The organism is Polaromonas sp. P1_F1, from assembly GCF_056405795.1.
Genome location: NZ_JBFUBJ010000003.1, coordinates 490,589 through 509,345, shown reverse-complemented (window position 1 = coordinate 509,345; position 18,757 = coordinate 490,589). Strand labels below are relative to the sequence as shown.

Annotated in this window: 18 protein-coding genes; 7 read left to right on the top strand and 11 right to left on the bottom strand. The window is 58.4% G+C overall.

The features are described from left to right. Positions 1–29: 29 nt before the first annotated feature. From AC1DZE_RS11705 to AC1DZE_RS11675, 7 genes are all read left to right on the top strand, one after another. Positions 30–1,232, top strand: a complete 1,203-nt coding sequence (locus AC1DZE_RS11705; protein WP_477700064.1) for a MalY/PatB family protein — start codon at positions 30–32, stop codon at positions 1,230–1,232. Positions 1,233–1,349: 117 nt separating this feature from the next. Next, positions 1,350–2,279 (top strand): branched-chain amino acid ABC transporter permease, encoded by a 930-nt coding sequence (locus AC1DZE_RS11700; RefSeq protein WP_477700063.1) that lies wholly within the window; start codon positions 1,350–1,352, stop codon positions 2,277–2,279. 35 nt (positions 2,280–2,314) lie between these two features. Further along, complete coding sequence (locus AC1DZE_RS11695) at positions 2,315–3,433, top strand: ABC transporter permease subunit (RefSeq protein ID WP_477700062.1); 1,119 nt, start codon at positions 2,315–2,317, stop codon at positions 3,431–3,433. Positions 3,434–3,444: 11 nt separating this feature from the next. Then, entirely contained in the window at positions 3,445–4,212 is a 768-nt protein-coding gene (locus tag AC1DZE_RS11690) for an ABC transporter ATP-binding protein (RefSeq protein WP_457279485.1), read from the top strand. A gap of 14 nt (positions 4,213–4,226) precedes the next feature. Next, positions 4,227–4,946 carry an ABC transporter ATP-binding protein gene (locus AC1DZE_RS11685; protein WP_477700061.1) on the top strand — a complete coding sequence of 240 codons (720 nt, stop codon included), beginning with the start codon at positions 4,227–4,229 and terminating at the stop codon, positions 4,944–4,946. 447 nt (positions 4,947–5,393) lie between these two features. Then, complete coding sequence (locus AC1DZE_RS11680; protein WP_477672551.1) at positions 5,394–5,951, top strand: OsmC family protein; 558 nt, start codon at positions 5,394–5,396, stop codon at positions 5,949–5,951. A 202-nt stretch (positions 5,952–6,153) separates the two neighbouring features. After that, on the top strand, positions 6,154–6,759 hold the full coding sequence (locus tag AC1DZE_RS11675) for a TetR/AcrR family transcriptional regulator (RefSeq protein ID WP_477672550.1): 606 nt from the start codon (positions 6,154–6,156) through the stop codon (positions 6,757–6,759). Positions 6,760–7,135: 376 nt separating this feature from the next. Here AC1DZE_RS11675 and AC1DZE_RS11670 read toward each other — a convergent pair whose 3' ends face one another. The 11 genes from AC1DZE_RS11670 to AC1DZE_RS11620 all read right to left on the bottom strand — a co-directional run bounded on the left by AC1DZE_RS11670 (position 7,136) and on the right by AC1DZE_RS11620 (position 18,546). Beyond that, the gene (locus AC1DZE_RS11670; protein WP_477672549.1) at positions 7,136–8,770 is read right to left on the bottom strand and encodes a sigma-54-dependent Fis family transcriptional regulator; all 1,635 of its coding nucleotides are present in this window, start codon (positions 8,768–8,770) and stop codon (positions 7,136–7,138) included. Positions 8,771–8,852: 82 nt separating this feature from the next. Further along, positions 8,853–9,743 carry an MBL fold metallo-hydrolase gene (locus AC1DZE_RS11665; protein ID WP_477672548.1) on the bottom strand — a complete coding sequence of 297 codons (891 nt, stop codon included), beginning with the start codon at positions 9,741–9,743 and terminating at the stop codon, positions 8,853–8,855. A gap of 14 nt (positions 9,744–9,757) precedes the next feature. After that, entirely contained in the window at positions 9,758–10,576 is an 819-nt protein-coding gene (locus AC1DZE_RS11660) for a sulfite exporter TauE/SafE family protein (RefSeq protein WP_477672552.1), read from the bottom strand. Between the two features lie 48 nt (positions 10,577–10,624). Further along, positions 10,625–11,068, bottom strand: a complete 444-nt coding sequence (gene cynS, locus AC1DZE_RS11655; RefSeq protein WP_477672547.1) for a cyanase — start codon at positions 11,066–11,068, stop codon at positions 10,625–10,627. Positions 11,069–11,111: 43 nt separating this feature from the next. Then, complete coding sequence (locus AC1DZE_RS11650) at positions 11,112–12,041, bottom strand: ABC transporter ATP-binding protein (protein ID WP_477700060.1); 930 nt, start codon at positions 12,039–12,041, stop codon at positions 11,112–11,114. Beyond that, positions 12,031–12,903 carry a nitrate ABC transporter permease gene (gene ntrB, locus AC1DZE_RS11645; RefSeq protein WP_477672545.1) on the bottom strand — a complete coding sequence of 291 codons (873 nt, stop codon included), beginning with the start codon at positions 12,901–12,903 and terminating at the stop codon, positions 12,031–12,033. The genes AC1DZE_RS11650 and ntrB overlap by 11 nt, the downstream gene beginning before the upstream one ends. A 3-nt stretch (positions 12,904–12,906) precedes the next feature. Next, positions 12,907–14,304, bottom strand: coding sequence for a CmpA/NrtA family ABC transporter substrate-binding protein (locus AC1DZE_RS11640; protein ID WP_477700059.1), 1,398 nt, complete (start codon positions 14,302–14,304; stop codon positions 12,907–12,909). A gap of 45 nt (positions 14,305–14,349) precedes the next feature. Next, on the bottom strand, positions 14,350–15,600 hold the full coding sequence (locus AC1DZE_RS11635; RefSeq protein WP_477674117.1) for an FAD-dependent oxidoreductase: 1,251 nt from the start codon (positions 15,598–15,600) through the stop codon (positions 14,350–14,352). Continuing rightward, on the bottom strand, positions 15,597–16,745 hold the full coding sequence (locus tag AC1DZE_RS11630; RefSeq protein WP_477674116.1) for an acyl-CoA dehydrogenase family protein: 1,149 nt from the start codon (positions 16,743–16,745) through the stop codon (positions 15,597–15,599). Before AC1DZE_RS11630 ends, AC1DZE_RS11635 begins: the two co-directional genes overlap by 4 nt. A 21-nt stretch (positions 16,746–16,766) precedes the next feature. Then, entirely contained in the window at positions 16,767–17,336 is a 570-nt protein-coding gene (locus AC1DZE_RS11625; protein WP_477700058.1) for an OsmC family protein, read from the bottom strand. A gap of 400 nt (positions 17,337–17,736) precedes the next feature. Next, positions 17,737–18,546, bottom strand: coding sequence for a GntR family transcriptional regulator (locus AC1DZE_RS11620; RefSeq protein ID WP_477674539.1), 810 nt, complete (start codon positions 18,544–18,546; stop codon positions 17,737–17,739). Positions 18,547–18,757 lie beyond the last annotated feature (211 nt).

Genomic DNA, 18,757 nt, shown 5'->3' with positions numbered 1-18,757 from the left:
CACCAGCGTATCAAGAAAAGAGGATTTTTATGACATTCAATTTTGATCAACTGATCTCGCGCCAAGGCACCAATGCCCTTGCGGAGGATGGGTACGAGAAGTATCTATTTGGAGCCGAACCGTTGGTGCCGCCTCTACAGGTACCCGCGATGGATTTGATGTCCATGTGGGTTGCAGATATGCAGTTCGCTGCGCCGGACGCGGCCATCGACGCGATGCGTGAGCGACTGGCCCATCCCATCTTTGGATACACGATGAACTTCGATGACCAGTTGGACGCCGCCTTCGGCGCGTGGTGCGATAGAAGATACGCCTGGCGTTTTGATCGCGAGGAAATGCTGATATCGCTGGGAGTGATCCCGGCACTTTTCGGCCTTGTGGAGTACATCTGCAATCCCGGCGACAAGGTGTTCAGCCTGACACCTTCGTACGGCTACTTCAAGCATGCAGTCGTCCAACGCGACAGGATGTTCGAAGTTTCTCCTTTGCATAAAAAAGACGATGGAGACTACGAGATTGACTTCGAGGACTTCGAGCGTAAGGTTTGCGATCCAGCTGTGAAGATGTTTTTTCTTTGTCACCCCCACAACCCAACCGGTCGTGTCTGGACCGAGCAGGAGTTGCGCCGCATGGGTGAACTTTGCCTAGCCAACGGCGTCAAGATTGTGTCTGACGAGATTCACTGTGACTTGACTCGCACCGGGGTGATGCATGTGCCACTGGCTAAGCTTTTTCCGAGCAGCAAGGACATCATCACCTGCATGGCGGTGAGCAAGACGTTTAACCTAGCCGGAATGATGATCGCCACCGTGATCATCCCTGATCCCGAGCTTCGTACTGTATGGAAGCGAAGGCACTACCCGTTCGTCAATCCGATCAGTCTCGCTGCGGCGGTCGGGGCCTACAGAGACGGCGAGGCCTGGCTTGACGCGCTCAGGCAATATCTAGACGACAACTTTGCGCTCATGCATCGCTGTCTCTCGCTTTGGCTGCCTAAGGCCCGGTTCCATATTCCCCAGGCCACGTATCTGGCATGGGTGGATTTAAGCGCCTATTTTGACGAATCCATCAATCTGACAAGGTTTTTCCTCGAAAAGGCTGGCCTGCTCCTGGAGGGAGGAGAAATGTTTGTGGCGAACGGGGCTCAATGCATTCGATTGAATCTTGCATGCCCGCGAATACAAATAGAAGAGGCTTTGAAAAAGTTGGCGGCTGCGATCGCGTCGCGTTAGATGCACACATCCTGGGCCTAGGGATAGCGCCCTGAAAAGCATGCTCAAACCAGTTCGAAAAATGACATTGATAACCGAATACGGTTGTCGGTAAAAAAAAATACAGGAGATAAGTTCATGGATATTTTGATGCAGCAGATCATCAACGGTCTGGTTCTGGGCAGCATGTATGCCCTGATCGCCCTGGGCTACACGATGGTGTACGGCATCATCAACCTGATCAATTTTGCGCACGGTGAAGTGTTGATGGTCGGGGCTTTAACCAGCTGGACCATCATCGGTCTGATGCAGGACTCCATGCCGGGCACGCCGGGCTGGATTATTTTGCTGATTTCGCTGCTGATCGCCTTTGTGGTGTGCGGCGCCCTCAATTTTGCCATCGAAAAAATCGCCTACCGGCCGCTGCGAAACTCGCCCAAACTGGCCCCGCTGATCACCGCCATCGGCATGTCGCTGCTGCTGCAGACACTGGCCATGATCATCTGGAAGCCCAACTACAAACCTTATCCGACCCTGCTTCCGAGCGAGCCCTTCCAGGTCGGCGGCGCCGTCATCACCGTGACCCAGCTCTTCATCCTGGGCGCAACCGTTGTCTCCCTTTCCGTACTCATGTGGCTGGTGCATTACACCAAGCTGGGCCGTGCGATGCGGGCCACCGCTGAAAACCCCCGCGTTGCAGCGCTGATGGGTGTGCGACCCGACACCGTCATCTCGGCCACCTTCATCATCGGTGCCATCCTCGCCGCGCTGGCCGGCGTGATGTATGCCTCCAATTACGGCACGGTGCAGCACACCATGGGCTTTTTGCCCGGCCTCAAAGCCTTCACCGCGGCTGTCTTCGGCGGCATTGGCAACCTCGGCGGTGCGGTGCTGGGCGGCATATTGCTGGGCCTCATTGAATCCATCGGCGCCGGCTACATCGGCCCGCTGACGGGCGGGGTGCTGGGCAGCCAGTATTCCGACATCTTTGCGTTCATCGTGCTGATTTTTGTGCTCACGCTGCGGCCTTCAGGCTTGCTGGGTGAGCGTGTAGCGGACCGGGCGTGACGCCCCCGTCTATCCGGTACACAAGGAGAACAATCATGAATTCTGTCAAATCGAAAAAACTCATTACCTTCCTGGTCGTCGCGGCGGCACTGCTGGTGCTTCCGCTGATCCTGCAGCAGGGCGGCAACGCCTGGGTGCGCATTGTCGACATGGCGCTGCTGTATGTGCTGCTGGCCCTGGGCCTGAACATCGTGGTCGGCTACGCCGGCCTGCTGGACCTGGGGTATGTCGCCTTCTTCGCGGTCGGCGCCTACCTGTTCGCGCTGCTCGGCTCGCCCCATCTGGCCGATGCGTTCCCCTGGATCGCGGCGCAATTCCCGAACGGGCTGCACCTGCCGATCTGGGCCATCATCCCGATGGCCGCGGCGCTGGCGGGCTTTTTCGGCGTGCTGCTGGGAGCGCCAACCCTCAAGCTGCGCGGCGACTACCTCGCCATCGTCACGCTGGGCTTTGGTGAAATCATCCGCGTGTTCCTGAACAACCTGGACCGTCCGATCAACCTGACCAATGGACCCAAGGGCATCAACCAGATCGATTCGATGAAGTTTTTCGGCTTTGACCTGGGCAAGCCGCATGAGTTTTTCGGCTTCGAGGTCAACTCGGTGTCGATGTACTACTACCTTTTCCTGGTGCTGGTGATCGTCTCGGTCGTGGTTTGCCATCGCCTTGAGAACTCCCGTACCGGCCGCGCCTGGATGGCGATCCGCGAAGACGAAATCGCCGCCAAGGCCATGGGCATTAACACCCGCAACCTGAAGCTGCTGGCTTTCGGCATGGGCGCCACTTTTGGCGGTGTGTCCGGCTCCATGTTTGCTGCCTTCCAGGGCTTTGTGTCGCCCGAATCCTTCAGCCTGATGGAGTCAGTGATGATCGTCGCCATGGTGGTGCTGGGCGGTATCGGCCACTTGCCCGGCGTCATCCTGGGCGCCTTGCTGCTGGCTGCGCTGCCTGAAGTGCTGCGCCATGTGGCCGGCCCGTTGCAGGCCATGACCGACGGACGTCTCGACTCGGCCATCCTGCGTCAATTGCTGATCGCGCTGGCCATGATCACCATCATGCTGATGCGTCCGCGCGGCCTCTGGCCGGCTTCCGAGCACGGCAAGTCGCTGAACAAGCCCGTCGGTCCAGATCCCATCCAGTCAATCAATCCCTAAGGAGAATGGACATGAGCGAAACCATTCTTAAAGTCTCCGGTGTTTCCAAGCGCTTCGGCGGTTTGCAGGCCCTTTCCGATGTCGGCATCCATATCGAGCGTGGCCAGGTGTATGGCCTGATCGGCCCCAACGGCGCCGGTAAAACCACCTTCTTCAATGTGTTGACGGGCCTTTACACACCCGACAGCGGCACCTTCGAGCTCGCCGGCAAGCCCTACAAGCCGACGGCGGTGCACGAAGTGGCCAAGGCCGGCATTGCCCGCACCTTCCAGAACATCCGCCTGTTTGCCGACATGACCGCCCTCGAAAACGTCATGGTCGGCCGCCATATCCGTACCAACTCGGGCCTGATCGGCGCCGTGCTGCGCACCCCCGGTTTCAAGCACGAAGAAGCCGCCATTGCCAAGCGTTCGCAGGAGTTGCTCGACTACGTTGGCATCGGCAAATACGCCGACTTCAAGGCCCGTACCCTGAGCTACGGCGACCAGCGCCGCCTGGAAATTGCCCGGGCCCTCGCCACCGATCCGCAGCTGATCGCGCTGGACGAGCCGGCTGCCGGCATGAATGCGACCGAAAAAGTACAGCTGCGCGAGCTGATCGACCGCATCCGCAAAGACAACCGCACCATTTTGCTGATTGAGCATGACGTGAAGCTGGTCATGGGCCTGTGCGATCGCGTGACGGTGCTCGACTACGGCAAGCAGATCGCTGAAGGCGCGCCTGCAGATGTACAAAAAGACGAAAAAGTGATCACGGCCTATTTGGGCACGGGTCATTGAAGGAAAGCAAGAACATGGCAGCAAACACACTCCTGAAGGTGACCGGCCTGAAGGTCGCTTACGGCGGCATCCAGGCGGTCAAGGGCGTTGACTTCGAAGTCCACGAAGGCGAACTCGTGACCCTGATCGGCTCCAACGGCGCCGGCAAGACCACCACCATGAAAGCCATCACCGGCACCTTGCCGATGCTGGGCGGTGACATCGAATACCTCGGCAAGAGCATCAAGGGCCGTGGTGCCTGGGACCTCGTCAAAGAAGGCCTGGCCATGGTGCCGGAAGGCCGCGGCGTTTTCACCCGCATGACGATTACCGAAAACCTGCAGATGGGCGCCTACATTCGCAGCGACAAGGCGGGCGTTGCCGAAGACATCGAAAAGATGTTCGTGCTGTTTCCGCGCCTGCGCGAGCGCAAGGATCAGCTGGCCGGCACCATGTCCGGCGGCGAGCAGCAGATGCTGGCCATGGGCCGCGCGCTCATGAGCCGGCCCAAGGTGCTGCTGCTGGACGAGCCCTCCATGGGCCTGTCGCCCATCATGGTCGACAAGATCTTCGAAGTGGTCAAGGACGTTTCAGCCCGCGGCGTGACGGTGCTGCTGGTCGAGCAGAACGCCAGCCGCGCGCTCGGCATTGCCAACCGCGGTTACGTCATGGAGTCCGGCCTGGTCACCATGAATGGTGAGGCCAAGGAAATGCTTAACGACCCCAAGGTGCGTGCTGCCTACTTGGGTGAATAGTTTGGGATCAATTGTTGATTGAGAGGCGCTACTTCCCACGTCTGTTGGATCGGGTAATTCACCATTGGTGAAACTCAGTCCAAACCCTCAAGCAACACACCAATAGTAAGGAGATACGCATCTGAAATTTCAACACTATGGCCTGGTTCTCACTGCAATAGGGCTCATTGCAACCAGTGCCATTTCGCAAGCCGTCGTGACAATTGCCCATGTTGCACCGACGACTGGTGCCATTGAGCATCTGTACTAGGCACACGTAATGGGGTGCCTCCTCATGAAACCTAAGCGTGTTTTGGTCTTAGGGGCGGGGTGCAATCTCGTTTACGAGCAGCACTACTTTCTTGGCTGAATATTCATGAGCCTTCTAGTAGGTAGAAGTTATTTTCTGGTGTAACCCCCCAGCGAGTCAAGACGCAATTTAATCCAATCGATTTCTCAGGAGAAAAAATGAAAAATGTAACTAAGCCGTTCGTTAGTATCGAGGCCATTCGCGAAACGCAGAACGCTGTGCGCAAGCAACCCGAACTGGGTAACGTGACGTTCAAGGTTCGCGGCGCGGCAAAGGGGGGTTTGGTCTTTGTGGGTGAAACTGGTCCCTTGATTCAAAACGGACAAGCTGATCAAAGTCGTTCCGGAAAATATTCAGCTATAAGCGACGAGCCTGTTTCATTGCTTGGAACTGACACGGGTATAAGCCCAGCGGAGTACATTTTGCAAGCGTTGGCAGGATGCTATACGGTAACTCTTGCGTCAATGGCAGCCGCAAAGGGCATCGATCTTGACGGCATTGAACTCGATCTGAGTTTCGATATCAATCTCAATGGTTTTCTGGGCCTAGACGAAAAAATCCGCAAAGGCGCTCAGGGTATCAATGTCGATGTGAAACTGGAAAGCAGCTCTTCCACTCGAGAACAGCTGGAAGAGTTGGTTCGTGAGTTGCCAATGAATTCGCCGATCCATGACACATTGGCAAATCCGGTGAAGGTCTCGGCGCGCCTCTGCTAGGCATCTTTTTATTTCGCAGCACTGCAAAGCGGTTAGGTAGCTCCATGCAAACTAACCGCTTGATCGTATCTGCACGTAGAAAGTGTTGGTGTTAGGCTGAGATGATGCAGAAAGCGTACAACGCGTACCTTCACTAGAAGGCGGTGGCGCGCATGCCGAACCTCAGGCAGCAAAGCTACCAATCAGAAGGTATTATTTGGGCATGGAAAACACTACCCGTACAAAGATCATGGAGGCAGCCGAGCACCTGCTGCGCACACGTGGCTACTCAGATTTCAGCTACGCCGATTTGGTTGAACAGGCAGGCATCCGAAAGCCGAGCATTCATCACCACTTTCCGACTAAAGAAGATCTCGGTGTAGCAATCGTTAGCGACTATCTTGTAAACTTCAAAGCCACGCTGGACGACACTCTCGTTTGCCAGCCAACCGCAGCGGACCGGCTTGCTTTCTACGCAGAGTTTTTTACGGAGATCCTTGAGGATGGCTCGTTTCCGCTTTGTACTGCGCTTGCGGCAGAACTTGGTACGCTTCCAAAGAGCATGCGTGACCAGACTGTCCAATTCTTCAATATGCATCTTGCTTGGTTGGAGAAAGTGGTTGACATCGGCAAGGCCAAAGGTGAATTCACGAAGGCTCCAGATGGAGAGCGTGCGGCGAAAGTATTGTTGAGTGCGCTTGAAGGCGGGGCAGTCGTCGGATGGGCACTATCTCGCCCTGAAGTGGTGCGTTCCAGCTTTGATGAAATCATTTTGCTATGGAGTGACGCCCCAAAGCCTCATCGTTCCCGACGTCCAATCAAAAAATAAGAATTTAGAGGAAGATTCTGCTGATCCGATCAGGTATCGGTCGTCTCTGCTGCATCTCTTGCCCGCTTCAGTTGAATGGAAAAATCTTACGTGACGGAATTTCCCTCGTGGGTAACGCAGGCACGCGACTGAGTAGAGGGCACCAGGAAGATGCGCGCAAATGAGCATTCCGAGCGAGTCATTCCGATCGGGAATGGGGGCGTGGAGAGAATGACTACGAAAGACCGCCAGTGTGGCGCCTGAGTCGTCGAAAGGACCCAGAAACGCAGGCACTCGGACGGTGGTAGGCCGCCACAATTGTGGCCTCCCATTCGTCGTCTCCGTGCTGAGTGGATTCAGCCGGCGCATGCAGTCCAGCATCAGGCGCGATCCTGCATCAATGATCGCTAATTTTTTTCCAACGGTAACCGAACTGCCTTGGCGTCAAACCCAAAGACTGAGCCGCTCGGGACTGATTTCCGCCGTGAAGACTCATGGCCTTTTGGAGCTCTTCTGGACCATGTGAGGTACTTTGGAGGTAGTCCCGCACCAAAGGGACCTGGTGAGCGGGCGAGGTAAATTTGATGGACGGTTTCTCGCGCCCTCCGGGTTTCGTCTTCTTCGAATCAGGTAGCCAGGCTTCAATTTCCTTGCGGGAGACGGTCGACTGGTCTGTGAGCAGCACGGTCCGCTCGATGACGTTGGCAAGCTCCCGGATGTTGCCATGCCATGGCTGCTCTTCAAGAGCTTCGAGCGCTTGAGTCGTGAAATGGACATTTCGCTGATTCTGCTGGTTGGTCCGGTTCAGGAAGTGGAGGGCCAAGGGACGGATGTCTTCGCGCCTCTCGGACAGTGAAGGCAGCCGGATCGGGATGACGTTCAACCGATAGAACAGGTCTTGCCGGAAATTGCCTTGCTCCACCTCGGCTGACAAGTCCCGATTGGTCGCCGCAGCCACGCGCACGCTGATCGCAATCTCTCGCTTCGCGCCGAGCCGGATGATGGTTCCCTCCTGCAGTGTGCGAAGCAGCTTTGCCTGCATCGCGAGCGGCATCTCGCCAATCTCGTCCAGGAAGATTGTCCCTTGATTGGCCTGCTCGAACCACCCGGCGCGCGAGGTCGACGCACCGGTGAATGCCCCCTTTTCGTGGCCGAAAAGTTCCGATTCGAAAAGTGTCTCCGGGATGGCTGCGCAATTCACCTTGATGAAAGGGCCATCGTGGCGATCGCTGGCCAAATGCAGGGCGCGTGCAAACAGCTCCTTGCCGGTGCCGGACTCACCCAGGAGCAATACGCTGGCCGATGCGCGGGAAACGCGCTCGAGCTCCTCCAGCGCTCGCAGCAACGCAGGCGAGCGTCCAATAATTCCGTACCGGGCCGTAGCGGATTCCAATGCCTTGCGCAGCATCTCGTTCTTGCTCTCAAGTGCACGCGTCTGAGCGGCCACGAGTTGACGCAACTGCAGGATTTGCCCCACCAAGGTGGCCAGCAGCCGCATCACCGCGACGTCCTCACTGATGGCTCGGTTCCTGCGGCGTATCCGGTGAGCAGCCAGCACCCCTACGGTGACGCGGGCGAGCTCAATGGGCACCGCGATGAAGGCAACTGTTTCAGGCGGGAGTTGGTCGCGCTTGACGGACTTGGCCAAAAACCGTGCGTCCGCATCGATATTCTGCACGATGACGGGCTGCCCGGTAGCCAAGACCGCTCCTGTGATGCCCTCGCCCACCGCATAGGTTCCGCGCGAAATCTCAGCCTTGGTCAGGCCGTAGGCGAAACGGATGGACGCTCCCTCGTCCGATGACGGCGGATGGTCGATGGCCTCGTTCAGGGAATTCAGCAATACGACGCGCCCCCGGTTCAAGCCGAGGAGCTCGGACATGAGGTGCAACATCTCCCTGAAAACCACGTGTGGTGCCAGGCTCTTGCCAACCAGGCGCATGACTTCACCGAGCAGAAGGTGTTCCTGTTCACGCCAGGTTGGTTCGTTTCGAGTTGTGCCGGCGTGCCGGTTTTCAGGTGCTTTTACCATTCTTGTCCAGCTGGGGATATGCGGCGTCGTACGTGGCGGGCTTTTGACAACATAGTACCAAGCATCGAAGATGCTGATACCGCTACAGAACGTTCAAAGGTATTTTCAGGTATCTGACGCCATTCGCCTCGGGCGGCGGAAGCTCACCCGCCCGGATGTTCACCTGGATCGCGGGCAAGATCAGCGCAGGCATGCTGAGAGTTGCATCCCGGCGCTGCCGCATCTCGACGAATTCTTCCTCGGTGATGGAGTCGCGCAAATGGATGTTTGCCGCGCGCTGCTGCGCCACTGTTGTTTCGAAGCAGGGTAGTCGCCCGTCGGGCGGGTAGTCATGGCACAACAGGAGCAAGGTCCCGGGAGGCAATTGCAGTAGCCGCCGTGCCGAGTAAAAAAGGGTGCGCGCGCTGCCCCCGGGAAAGTCACACCTGGCGCTGCCGACATCCGGCATGAAAAGCGTGTCCCCAATGAAAGCGAGGGTGGGCTCGTCTGCTGCGCCATCAACAGCGTAGGCTACATCGGCCGGCGTGTGCCCGGGCACGTGCATGGCATGCAACCTCAACGGACCGACGGAGAACTGCTCGTCCGGCTCAAACAAATGGCCGAACTGGTAGCCATCGAGCCTGACCTCCGGTGCGAGGTGAAAAATCTTCTGAAACGCGTTGTGGACTTTGAGAATGCCGGAGCCTGCAGCGATCGTGCCGCCAAGGATCTGCTGCAGATAAGACGCGGCGGAAAAGTGATCCGCATGTACATGTGTCTCGAGCAACCATTGCACGCGCAGTTGATGTGAACGCACGAATGCGATGACCGATTCTGCCGACGTCGTGTGCGTTCGGGAAGCCTTGGGATCGAAGTTCAGTACCGAATCGATGATCGCGCAGTCGCTTCCATCTCCTGAGTACAGAACGTAGGTAAATGTGGATGAGTCGGTGTCGAAAAAGGCTTCAACTCGAGGTGAGGCGGGCAAGGTCATGGAGCAAGGGCGCCTTAAGCAAACCAGGTTCGATAGAGCAGCGCCACGGCCACCGCGATGCAGAGGGAGGCGAAGCCGGTCTGCAGAGTCTTGCTGCGCACCCGAGGCTCCAACTGCCTGCCTGCAAGCATCCCGGTCATCGCCGCCAAGATGAAGGCAAGACCTGCAGAACCAACTTGAGCTCCAGCGTGAAGGGCGCTGGCAGTCGCGCCTACAGACACTAAAGCGATGATAAAAAGGGAGGTTGCAACGATGCCGTGCATGCGAATGTCAGTCCATTGGCGGAAGGCTGGAACGATGAGAAATCCCCCTCCGACTCCCAGCATTCCGGTGAGCAACCCCGAGCACGACCCGATGCAGCACAGCGTCGCAGTACATCGAGAGGTCCAGCGCAGACGCCCTGTAGACGGATCGAGAACACAATTCTTCTCTGCGGCCGAGATCACCTCTGCTGGAAGGTCGCCACTAGCGGAAGCACTCCGTACGTCCTGCCGCAGCAGGCGCGCGGCGGCAAAGAACATGGCAGCCGCAAACAGCGTCATGAGCACCGGCTGGGGCAGGGCATGGGCAATCCAGACGCCGACGGGAGAAAAGCAGATGCCGAGTGACGCCATCAGCAGCGCGGCGCGCCATCGAACGAGACCCTTGCGCAGCCCATCGAAAGCACCCAGCGCTGCAGAGCATCCAACGGCCAACAATGCGACCGGTGTGGCGGCTTGTGGCAGCCAGCCCATCCCCAAAACCAAAGCAGGGACTGCAAGGATGCCGCCACCTGCACCCGTGAAGCCGAGTACGAGACCGACTGCGGCACCGTAAACAAGGGTCAGCATCATGAAAAAAACGGGCGCGATGTTCTGGCGCAATGCTGTCGGGGTGGTGTATCAGTACTGCTTGTAGGGCAGGAACTTGCCGCTCATGACGATGCGGACGCGATCGCCGTTCGGGTCGTTCTCTCGCTGCAGGTCCATCTTGAAGTCGATGGCGCTCATGATCCCGTCGCCGAATTCTTCATGGATGAGCGCCTTGAAGGTTGTTCCGTAGACGTTCACCATCTCGTAGAAGCGGTAAATGAGCGGGTCGGTTGGCACCGAGGTTGGCAGCGAGCCCTTGTAGGGAGTCACGGTCAACCACTTGGCGTCTTCCTCGGTCAGATCGAAGATCTCGGCCAGGATGGCGGCCTGAGGTTTGCTCAGCGTCATCTGTCCCAGGCAGGCGGAGGCGACCCATTCTTTGCTGAGGCCGACCTTGGCGGCTACTTCGGCCCACTTCAGTTCTTTGGAAACCTTGGCGGCGATGATTTTTTCGGTGACTTCGTAACGGCTCATGAGTATTCCTGTGATGGAGGGATGAAAAACGGGGGGTGGGGAGTTAGACCACGCGCTGCAACCGGACCGGTGCCACCGCGGCATCGTCTTCGACGGGCTGCTCGCTGGCGTCAATGGCGTTCAGGCCAGGATGCACAAAAGGGGGTTTGGCCGGCGCACGACCATGGGAAAGGTCCTTCGAGCGAGCCACAAGGAAGTCCATCAAGTGGTTGCGGATGCTGTAGTACTGCGGAACATGGTGCAGCGTCGCGCGCTGGCGGTCGACGGGCATCGTGTTAACCACGATTTCAGCAACACGGGCCTGCGGACCGTTGCTCATCAACAGGATCTTGTCGGCCAACAGGATCGCTTCGTCCACATCATGTGTGATCATGAAGACGGTCTGGTTGGCTTCGCGGCAGATCCGCAGAAGTTCGTCCTGGATGGTGCCGCGTGTCAAGGCGTCAAGTGCGCCGAAGGGTTCGTCCAACAGCAACATCTTGGGCTGGATGGCGAAGGCACGGGCGATGCCGACCCGCTGCTTCATGCCGCCGGACAGGGCCGAGGGCTTTTTGTCAATTGCATGGTTCAGCCCGACGAGGTCCACGTACTTCTCGACGTGCTCCTTGACCTGCGCCGCGTTCCAACCCGGCCACTTGCTTCGCACAGCAAACGCGATGTTCTTACGCACGGTCAGCCAGGGCATTAGGGCGTGGCCTTGGAAAACCACGCCGCGATCAAGGCTCGGCCCGGAGATTTCGCGGCCGTTCATGATGACCACGCCGCCGCTGGCTGTTTCCAGGCCCGCCAAGACGTTCAAAATGGTGGTTTTGCCGCAGCCCGAGTGGCCGATGATGCAGGCGAACTCGCCCTCGGCCAGCTCGAAGTTGACGCTGTCGAAGACAGGCTCCGCTCCGGCGACGTAGGACTTGGTCAGGCCTTCCACCTTCAGCAAGACAGAGGCCTTCTTGGCGTTGGTTTCTTTAGTCCGCATAGGTCACCGCCTTCTGTGCTTTGGCAAAAGCCATGTCGAGGGCCATGCCCACAACACCGATAGCGAGGATTGCAAAGATCACGTTGGTGAGCGAAAGGTTGTTCCACTCGTTCCAGACGAAGTAACCGATGCCGGTACCGCCGACCAGCATCTCTGCGGCAACGATGACCAGCCAGGCAATGCCCATGCTGATGCGCATGCCCGTCAAGATCGTCGGGGCCGCCGCGGGCAAGATGACTTGCAGCGCCTTGCGCATCGGCCTCACCTCGAGGGTGCGGGCCACGTTGAGCCACTCGCGGCGAACCCCCGCGACCGCGAAGGCCGTGTTGGTCAGCATGGGCCAGATCGAGCAGACGAAGATCACGAAGATTCCGGAGATGGATGAGTCCTTGATGGTGTAGAGCGCGATGGGCATCCAGGCCAAAGGCGAGATCGGCTTGAGCACTTGGATGAAAGGGTCAAGCGCTCGATACGCCAACGGGCTCATACCGATGAGAAAGCCCAAGGGAATGGCAAACAGCGCTGCCAGGCTGAAGCCCAACGCGACCCTACCGAGGGAGTAGGCGATCTGAATGCCGATTCCTTTGTCGTTGGGGCCGTTGTCGTAGAAGGGATTCGACAGCTGCCTGGCAATCGTTGAGCCCATTTGAGCCAGCGTCGGGAATGACGACTTCGTTTCTGCCGGGTTGAGGCCCCCCGGGTCCTTACCCATCAGCTTGGCGTATTCCACTTGCTCAGCCGTCATGCTGGGTTTGGAAGCGGCTATTGGCAGCGTCGCGATGTGCCAGATGGCCAGGATGACCACCAAAACCATCACCGAGAGCACACCCGCGCGGAGTCGAAGTTGTTTTGGGTCCGTCATGGCTCAGGCCTTCCTGATGGCGAAGCTGTCTGCGTAGGCCTGCGCCTTCGCGGGGTCGAAGGTCTTGCCCATGATTTCGTATTTGGGATAAGCACCGCCGTCGGAAGCTTGTTGACCCAATTCGCGCATGGTCTTCTTGGCATCGGTCAGCAAAAAGACCTTTTCAGCGACCTGCTTGTAGTCAACGCTGCCCTTGATGTAGCCCCAGCGCTTCATCTGGGTCAGCATCCAGACCGCCATCCCCTGCCAAGGCATGGGATCGAAGTCCACGCGTGCGGGAACGTTCATGATGTTGCCCAGGCCATCGGCAAACTTGCCGGTCAAAACCTGCGCCACGACCGCTTCAGGCTGGTTGAGATACGCTTGAGGCGCGATCACCTTGGCGATCAGTTCGCGATTCTTGGCGTCGCGCGCCATGGCGGCTGACGTTAGCACTGCGCGATACAGCGCTGCGAAGGTATTCGGGTTTTTCTGAATGAACTCCGCCGACGTGCCAAAAGCGCAGCAAGGATGGCCGTTCCAGATATCGCGTGTCAGGAGGTGAATGAATCCGACTTCCTCAACTACCGCACGCTGGTTGAACGGGTCCGGGCCCAGGAACCCGTCGATGTTGCCGGCACGTAGATTTGCGACCATTTCTGCCGGCGGCACAACGCGCAGCTGCACGTCACGATCCGGGTCGAGGCCTGCTTCGGCGAGGTAGTACCGGAGCAGGAAGTTGTGCATCGAGAACTCAAACGGGATCGCGAACTTGAAGCCTTTCCAGTTCTTCGGGTCCCGATTTGCCTTGTGCTTGAGCGCCAGCGTGATGGCCTGACCGTTCACGTTCTGAATTGTTGCGACATTCATCGGTTGCACGGTCGAACCCAAACCCATCGAGATGGCCAGGGGCATGGGCGAAAGGAAGTGCGAGGCGTCGTACTCGCGGTTGAGCATCTTGTCGCGCACCAGCGCCCAGCCGGCGGTTTTGACCAGGGAGACTTCCAGGCCCTGCTTGCTGTAGAAGCCGAGAGGCTCGGCCATGATGAGCGGCGTGGCACAGGTGATCGGGATGAACCCGATCTTCAGGTTTTTCCTCTCGATTGCGCCACGCTCCTGGGCCATTGCCTGGAGGCTGGCGACCGGCAACAGGCTGGAAATTGCTCCCATGGCGGCGCCTTTTCCGACAGCGCGCAGGAATCGTCGCCGCACGACATCTTGCGGAAAGATTGCCTTGACGAGGCTTGCTTCGATGAACTGGTTGGAATAGTCCTCGAAGGTTGAAGTCTGGCTGCGACGGATCAACTCTTTCGCTGCAAGAGCAGAGCTGGCGGCTTCGTGTTCATCGTGAGACGAATGGCGACCACAAGCGCAGTTCATGACAAGCGGTTTGTCGGCGTCGTACGGATCGAAATAGCGCATGGGGGCTTTCGGCAGGGTGGGTCGGAATTCGGATGGATGGGGAGATCAGACGGTGAAGCCGCGCGACGCGGTCTTGACCCGGACGACCGGACGGGCGTGTGTGTAAAAAAGCGGTTCGTCACCTATAAGGTTGGCTGCGATAACCTTGGCTTGGCTTGCGATCGGCTCGATGTAGCGCATGGCCTGCCCGTTGATGCTGATGCAATCACCCAATGCGTGGATGTTCGCAATGCCGGTGCGCAGATCGTCTGGCTGAACCGCTATACCGTTGTTCCAGCCCAGTCCAGCGCTCTGCGCCAGGCGGTTCGGTGTTTGGAGCCCGGTCGCCGCAAGCACATGGTCGCATTCAATGGCGAGGCCGCTTTCCGTCACCACCGCCACACGGCTGGCAGCCTTCGCAACCGACTTGACCCGCGTGCCACCGATAAACCGGATGGACAATGTTTCCCAAGCCCTGAGTAACTCCTGGGATGAACTTGCAGACAGAAGATTGGCCAGCGGCCTGTCGGCAATGTCGATCAGCACGAGATCATGTCCAGCCATGGCCAGGTCGTTGGCTAACTCAGAGCCCACCAGGCCTGCGCCGGCCACAACAATTCGCTGGGGCCTGCCGGATGCAGCGATGGCTTTCCGAAATTTGGCGTAGCAGCGCAGATCGTTGATCGCCCAGCAGATGTCGGGCGGCAAGTTTGGATCCGGCCTTGGAATCGCCCCGTGGGCGAGCACCAGGTGACGGTACTTGACGGTTCCACGGGTGGTCCGAAGAGCGTTCGCACCAGCACACACACTGACTGCATGGGTTTCTGCCATCAGCCGGACATTCAGTCGCGTGGCGGCCTGGGTTCCTGTTTCCTTGACCAGCGCAGGAAGACCGATCGCCTTCGCAAGCGCAACTGAGAGCAGGGGTTTGTCGTACCTGTCGCCGCTGCAGCTGGTGACCAGTGTGATCGGAATTCCGGCGTCTTTCTCCCTTAATGCACGCGCCATTTGCCAGCCGGCGCTGCCGGCGCCGACAATCACGACACCCGAATCTCCGCGAGGGCTGACGACTGCTTGCGACGCACATTGCTCGACTCGGGCTTGCACCACGTAAAGCTCGAAATCGGATTTGGTGACACCGCACAGGGGGCACTCCCAGTCGTCGGGAATGTCTTCATACCTGGTGCCGGCAGCCAGACCGCTGTCAGGGTCGCCTTCAGCCTCGTCGTAAATGAATCCACAGGCACGGCAGATGTATTGCCGGAAGGCGACGACTGCTTCGTCCATCGTTTCCTGCAAGGAGACCCGCGTGCTCATGATGGCATCACCGGGCTGCTGAGCTTGGCCATCTCCCGACGGAGATGCTTGAGCGCAGGTGTCACGATGGCCACAAAATGCGATTCGCGGACACGGCGCTGCACCGGTGACGACAAAAGGTAGCCGCGGGCGCCTTGGTGCAGCAGTGCGGACTGTGCGGAGCGAAGTGCCAGTTCGGAAGCATGGGCGCGCACATCAAGAACATCCAGCAACGGCGGCTTGGCGCCCTCGTTGATCATGCGTGCAAGTGTGAAAGTCCGCTCCGTCAATGCATGTAGTTCGGTCTGCAGGTCCGAGGGACGGTCTTCGAGAAATTGGTTCACATGTCCGAGCTGCTGCTCGACATCCCACATGGTGTCTATCGCGCCTTGGGCAACACCCAGGCCCATGCCAACCTGCAGCAGGATGAAGCTTGCGCGAACCTTGTCGAGGAAAGGACGCACGGGATCGGCGATAACGCGGTCGGCGCTGACGATGAAGTCCGTAAAACGAACACCCCAGGTGCCGGTGCCTTCCATGCCGGCAAACGACGGGCATTCGCGCAGCTCGATAGCGGAATCGTTGCAGGGCACCATGAACATGACCTCATGGGACATGCCGTCCTCTCCGGCCACAGTGGCGGCGGCGCCGAAGTAATGATCCTTGCCCAGGTTGCTTACCCAGGGAAGAGTTCCATTGACGACGTATCCGCAACCCACCCTTTCTGCCTTGAGCAGCATCTGTTCGATGCCGGTCATGGCCTTCATGGGATTGCTCAATGCCGTGCCACCCAACTCGTCACCATCAACATGACGCAGTAACACTTCGCCGGCGAGCGCGGGGTTGCCGCTTTGCTCCATGTAGAGCGTGCAGGCAGCCTGACACCACACCATGAATCCGGTAGCGCCGCAGACGCGCGAAACCTCTCTGATGGCCTGGATCGCCGCCACAAAGTCCGGGTTGCCATCAAGCGAGGTCTGAGCGCGGTAGGCGCCAGTCTTGCCCAATGCACGCATGATGGCCTCCGGATAAGTGCCGGCCCGGTCGATTTCTTCGACCATCGCCGCTAGCGGGCCGTTCGCTATCGCACGCACGGCCTCGAGCATCGTCGCGCGGCGAGCACCGGTATCGGTGTTCGCCTCTGCCGTCTGAAGTACCGCTGACATGATGGGTTCCAGACTTGCTGCTTAGACCAGGTCGATGGCGAAAGGGACGGGATTGCGCATCGTGTTGGCGACCGGCGAATAGAGGTTCGCGTGCCTGACGATTTCTTCCAGGACTTCGCGAGGGGCGTCACCTTCGATGAGGACTTTGACGCGGATTTGTTGGAAGCCCATTTCGGCTGGTTGCATCTGGGCGCCACCGGCACCCCAGGCTGCCGGGTTGCCGATGTCGCCTTCAAGGAAGACTTCCAGCTTGGTTAGCTTGACGTTGCGATGGGTGGCGACAGCAGTGATGCCGACGCTCAGGCAACCACCCAGGCCGGACAGAACGATTTCGCCGGGTGCCGGCGCGGTGTCTTGGCCGAAGAGGTGAGGCGGCTCGTCCACGACGACAGGCGTGTGGTCGCCGACGTAGCTCAGGGTGCGGAACTTTCCGTCGACGACGGTGTGAACCTTGTTGGTGCCGCGGGAGGCGGGGTTGTTGCGGCCTCGTTCTGCGAAAGCTTCCAGGCCAATGCGGTCGATGGCACGCAGATACGTTTTGATAGACGATTGGCTTGCTTCAGCTGCACGGGCGGGTGTGGCGATTGTCATGTTGGTTCAGTAGGTTGGGTGGTAGACCCATCTCCAATCGCACCAACCGTGCCAGCCCTCAAAAAATGTTGATAAAGAGCCTAACTTGATGATTTCAAAGGAAAATTACCGTGACCTTGTCGGTCTTGGTGCTCCTTTCATGACGTGGTAATTAACAATTTGTCGGACACAATGTTGACAAATTGTTGAATAACAGCGACGAACAAACAGAGTTACTCGTGCTGTGGCTTCTTTATCCTGGCTCGGCCGAAGTCGAAGCCTTGCTAGCGTATCAGCGCCAGATAATCGTCGGCCTCACGTGACTAATATCCTGCGGCGGACGTTCCTTGGCGTTCTCCATTAACTTAGCAGCATCCCCTCAGTGCACAGTTGGGCGTGTTTACGACTTCAGCGGAATTCATCACGATGGACGCCCATTTCGCGAAAGTGGCGAGCGCAAGAAAGTGTCATCGAAAGAATCCAGGCTGCAGTCGAGCAACGTTGGGGCAACCTCGCGCTCCAGGACGTCAAACATGCTCTCGACGAAGTCCATGAGGTCGTCTGACGCTGCAATCGCGGTGTCCACCTGCCCTTTGGCAACGGCATCGATCACGGCGATATGGCCGTCTACGGTGCGTTGCAGCTTGACGCTGTGGGCCGTTTGCATGTGATAGATCCAGCCGATGCGCCGGAAGATGGTGTGCAGGGGCCGCAAAGTGCTTTCGACGAAGGGCTCATTGGCCGCCGCCAGGAAAAGCTGGTCGATGCGCCTGTCGATCACGTTGAATTGCTCGATTGTCATCTCGCCGCCGTGCTCAACCAGCTGGCGGCGGATATGCAGCATCTGGTTGCGCTGGGAGGCCCCCGAGCGTTCTGTGGCCAGCCGGATGACAAAGCGTTCGATATCGCGCCGCAGGCGCAGCAGCACCCGTTCCCGGGTCAGGTCGATCGGGGCGATCTGGATGCCGTGGCGCGGCGTAACGATGAGCAGCGTGTCAGCCGCCAGTCGGCTGACGGCTTGGTGAACCGGCGTGCGGCCAAATCCCACGAGCGCCTGGAGATCATGAGTTGCCAGGAATCGGCCGGGCCGGAGTTCGCAGCAGATCAGCAATTCTTCGATCCGCTCGTAAGCCTGGTCGGAAAGGTTGACCTGACTGCGACGGCGAGGCGCCTCCTCCGCAGGGGCATTGGCTGCAACCAGTTGGGGACGAGGGCGGGAGGGCGAAGCCATAGTGCTCTTTCAAATACATGGGGTCCATTCGTGCATCTATCGCACACCTCATGGAAAGGAAAGCATACCCTGATATTCCATGAGTGGCGCAGGGATTTTTCCTTCATTTTCTAGGCTGGCGGAGGCGTGCCGAAAAAAGGAAGAGCTCCAATAATTATTCGGGTAAACCACGAGAATCTTTGTGAAATATCACAGTATTCTTCGTTTGTGC

What these genes read in the sequence shown, in the direction of transcription:
- AC1DZE_RS11660 (WP_477672552.1), bottom strand. Translation starts at nt 10,576, where the DNA reads ATGATGCTGACCCTTGTTTACGGTGCCGCAGTCGGTCTCGTACTCGGC.
- AC1DZE_RS11625 (WP_477700058.1), bottom strand. Translation starts at nt 17,336, where the DNA reads ATGACAATCGCCACACCCGCCCGTGCAGCTGAAGCAAGCCAATCGTCT.
- AC1DZE_RS11675 (WP_477672550.1), top strand. Translation starts at nt 6,154, where the DNA reads ATGGAAAACACTACCCGTACAAAGATCATGGAGGCAGCCGAGCACCTG.
- AC1DZE_RS11705 (WP_477700064.1), top strand. Translation starts at nt 30, where the DNA reads ATGACATTCAATTTTGATCAACTGATCTCGCGCCAAGGCACCAATGCC.
- AC1DZE_RS11640 (WP_477700059.1), bottom strand. Translation starts at nt 14,304, where the DNA reads ATGCGCTATTTCGATCCGTACGACGCCGACAAACCGCTTGTCATGAAC.
- AC1DZE_RS11690 (WP_457279485.1), top strand. Translation starts at nt 3,445, where the DNA reads ATGAGCGAAACCATTCTTAAAGTCTCCGGTGTTTCCAAGCGCTTCGGC.
- AC1DZE_RS11630 (WP_477674116.1), bottom strand. Translation starts at nt 16,745, where the DNA reads ATGTCAGCGGTACTTCAGACGGCAGAGGCGAACACCGATACCGGTGCT.
- AC1DZE_RS11635 (WP_477674117.1), bottom strand. Translation starts at nt 15,600, where the DNA reads ATGAGCACGCGGGTCTCCTTGCAGGAAACGATGGACGAAGCAGTCGTC.
- ntrB (WP_477672545.1), bottom strand. Translation starts at nt 12,903, where the DNA reads ATGACGGACCCAAAACAACTTCGACTCCGCGCGGGTGTGCTCTCGGTG.
- AC1DZE_RS11670 (WP_477672549.1), bottom strand. Translation starts at nt 8,770, where the DNA reads ATGGTAAAAGCACCTGAAAACCGGCACGCCGGCACAACTCGAAACGAA.
- AC1DZE_RS11700 (WP_477700063.1), top strand. Translation starts at nt 1,350, where the DNA reads ATGGATATTTTGATGCAGCAGATCATCAACGGTCTGGTTCTGGGCAGC.
- AC1DZE_RS11650 (WP_477700060.1), bottom strand. Translation starts at nt 12,041, where the DNA reads ATGCGGACTAAAGAAACCAACGCCAAGAAGGCCTCTGTCTTGCTGAAG.
- AC1DZE_RS11680 (WP_477672551.1), top strand. Translation starts at nt 5,394, where the DNA reads ATGAAAAATGTAACTAAGCCGTTCGTTAGTATCGAGGCCATTCGCGAA.
- AC1DZE_RS11665 (WP_477672548.1), bottom strand. Translation starts at nt 9,743, where the DNA reads ATGACCTTGCCCGCCTCACCTCGAGTTGAAGCCTTTTTCGACACCGAC.
- cynS (WP_477672547.1), bottom strand. Translation starts at nt 11,068, where the DNA reads ATGAGCCGTTACGAAGTCACCGAAAAAATCATCGCCGCCAAGGTTTCC.
- AC1DZE_RS11620 (WP_477674539.1), bottom strand. Translation starts at nt 18,546, where the DNA reads ATGGCTTCGCCCTCCCGCCCTCGTCCCCAACTGGTTGCAGCCAATGCC.
- AC1DZE_RS11685 (WP_477700061.1), top strand. Translation starts at nt 4,227, where the DNA reads ATGGCAGCAAACACACTCCTGAAGGTGACCGGCCTGAAGGTCGCTTAC.
- AC1DZE_RS11695 (WP_477700062.1), top strand. Translation starts at nt 2,315, where the DNA reads ATGAATTCTGTCAAATCGAAAAAACTCATTACCTTCCTGGTCGTCGCG.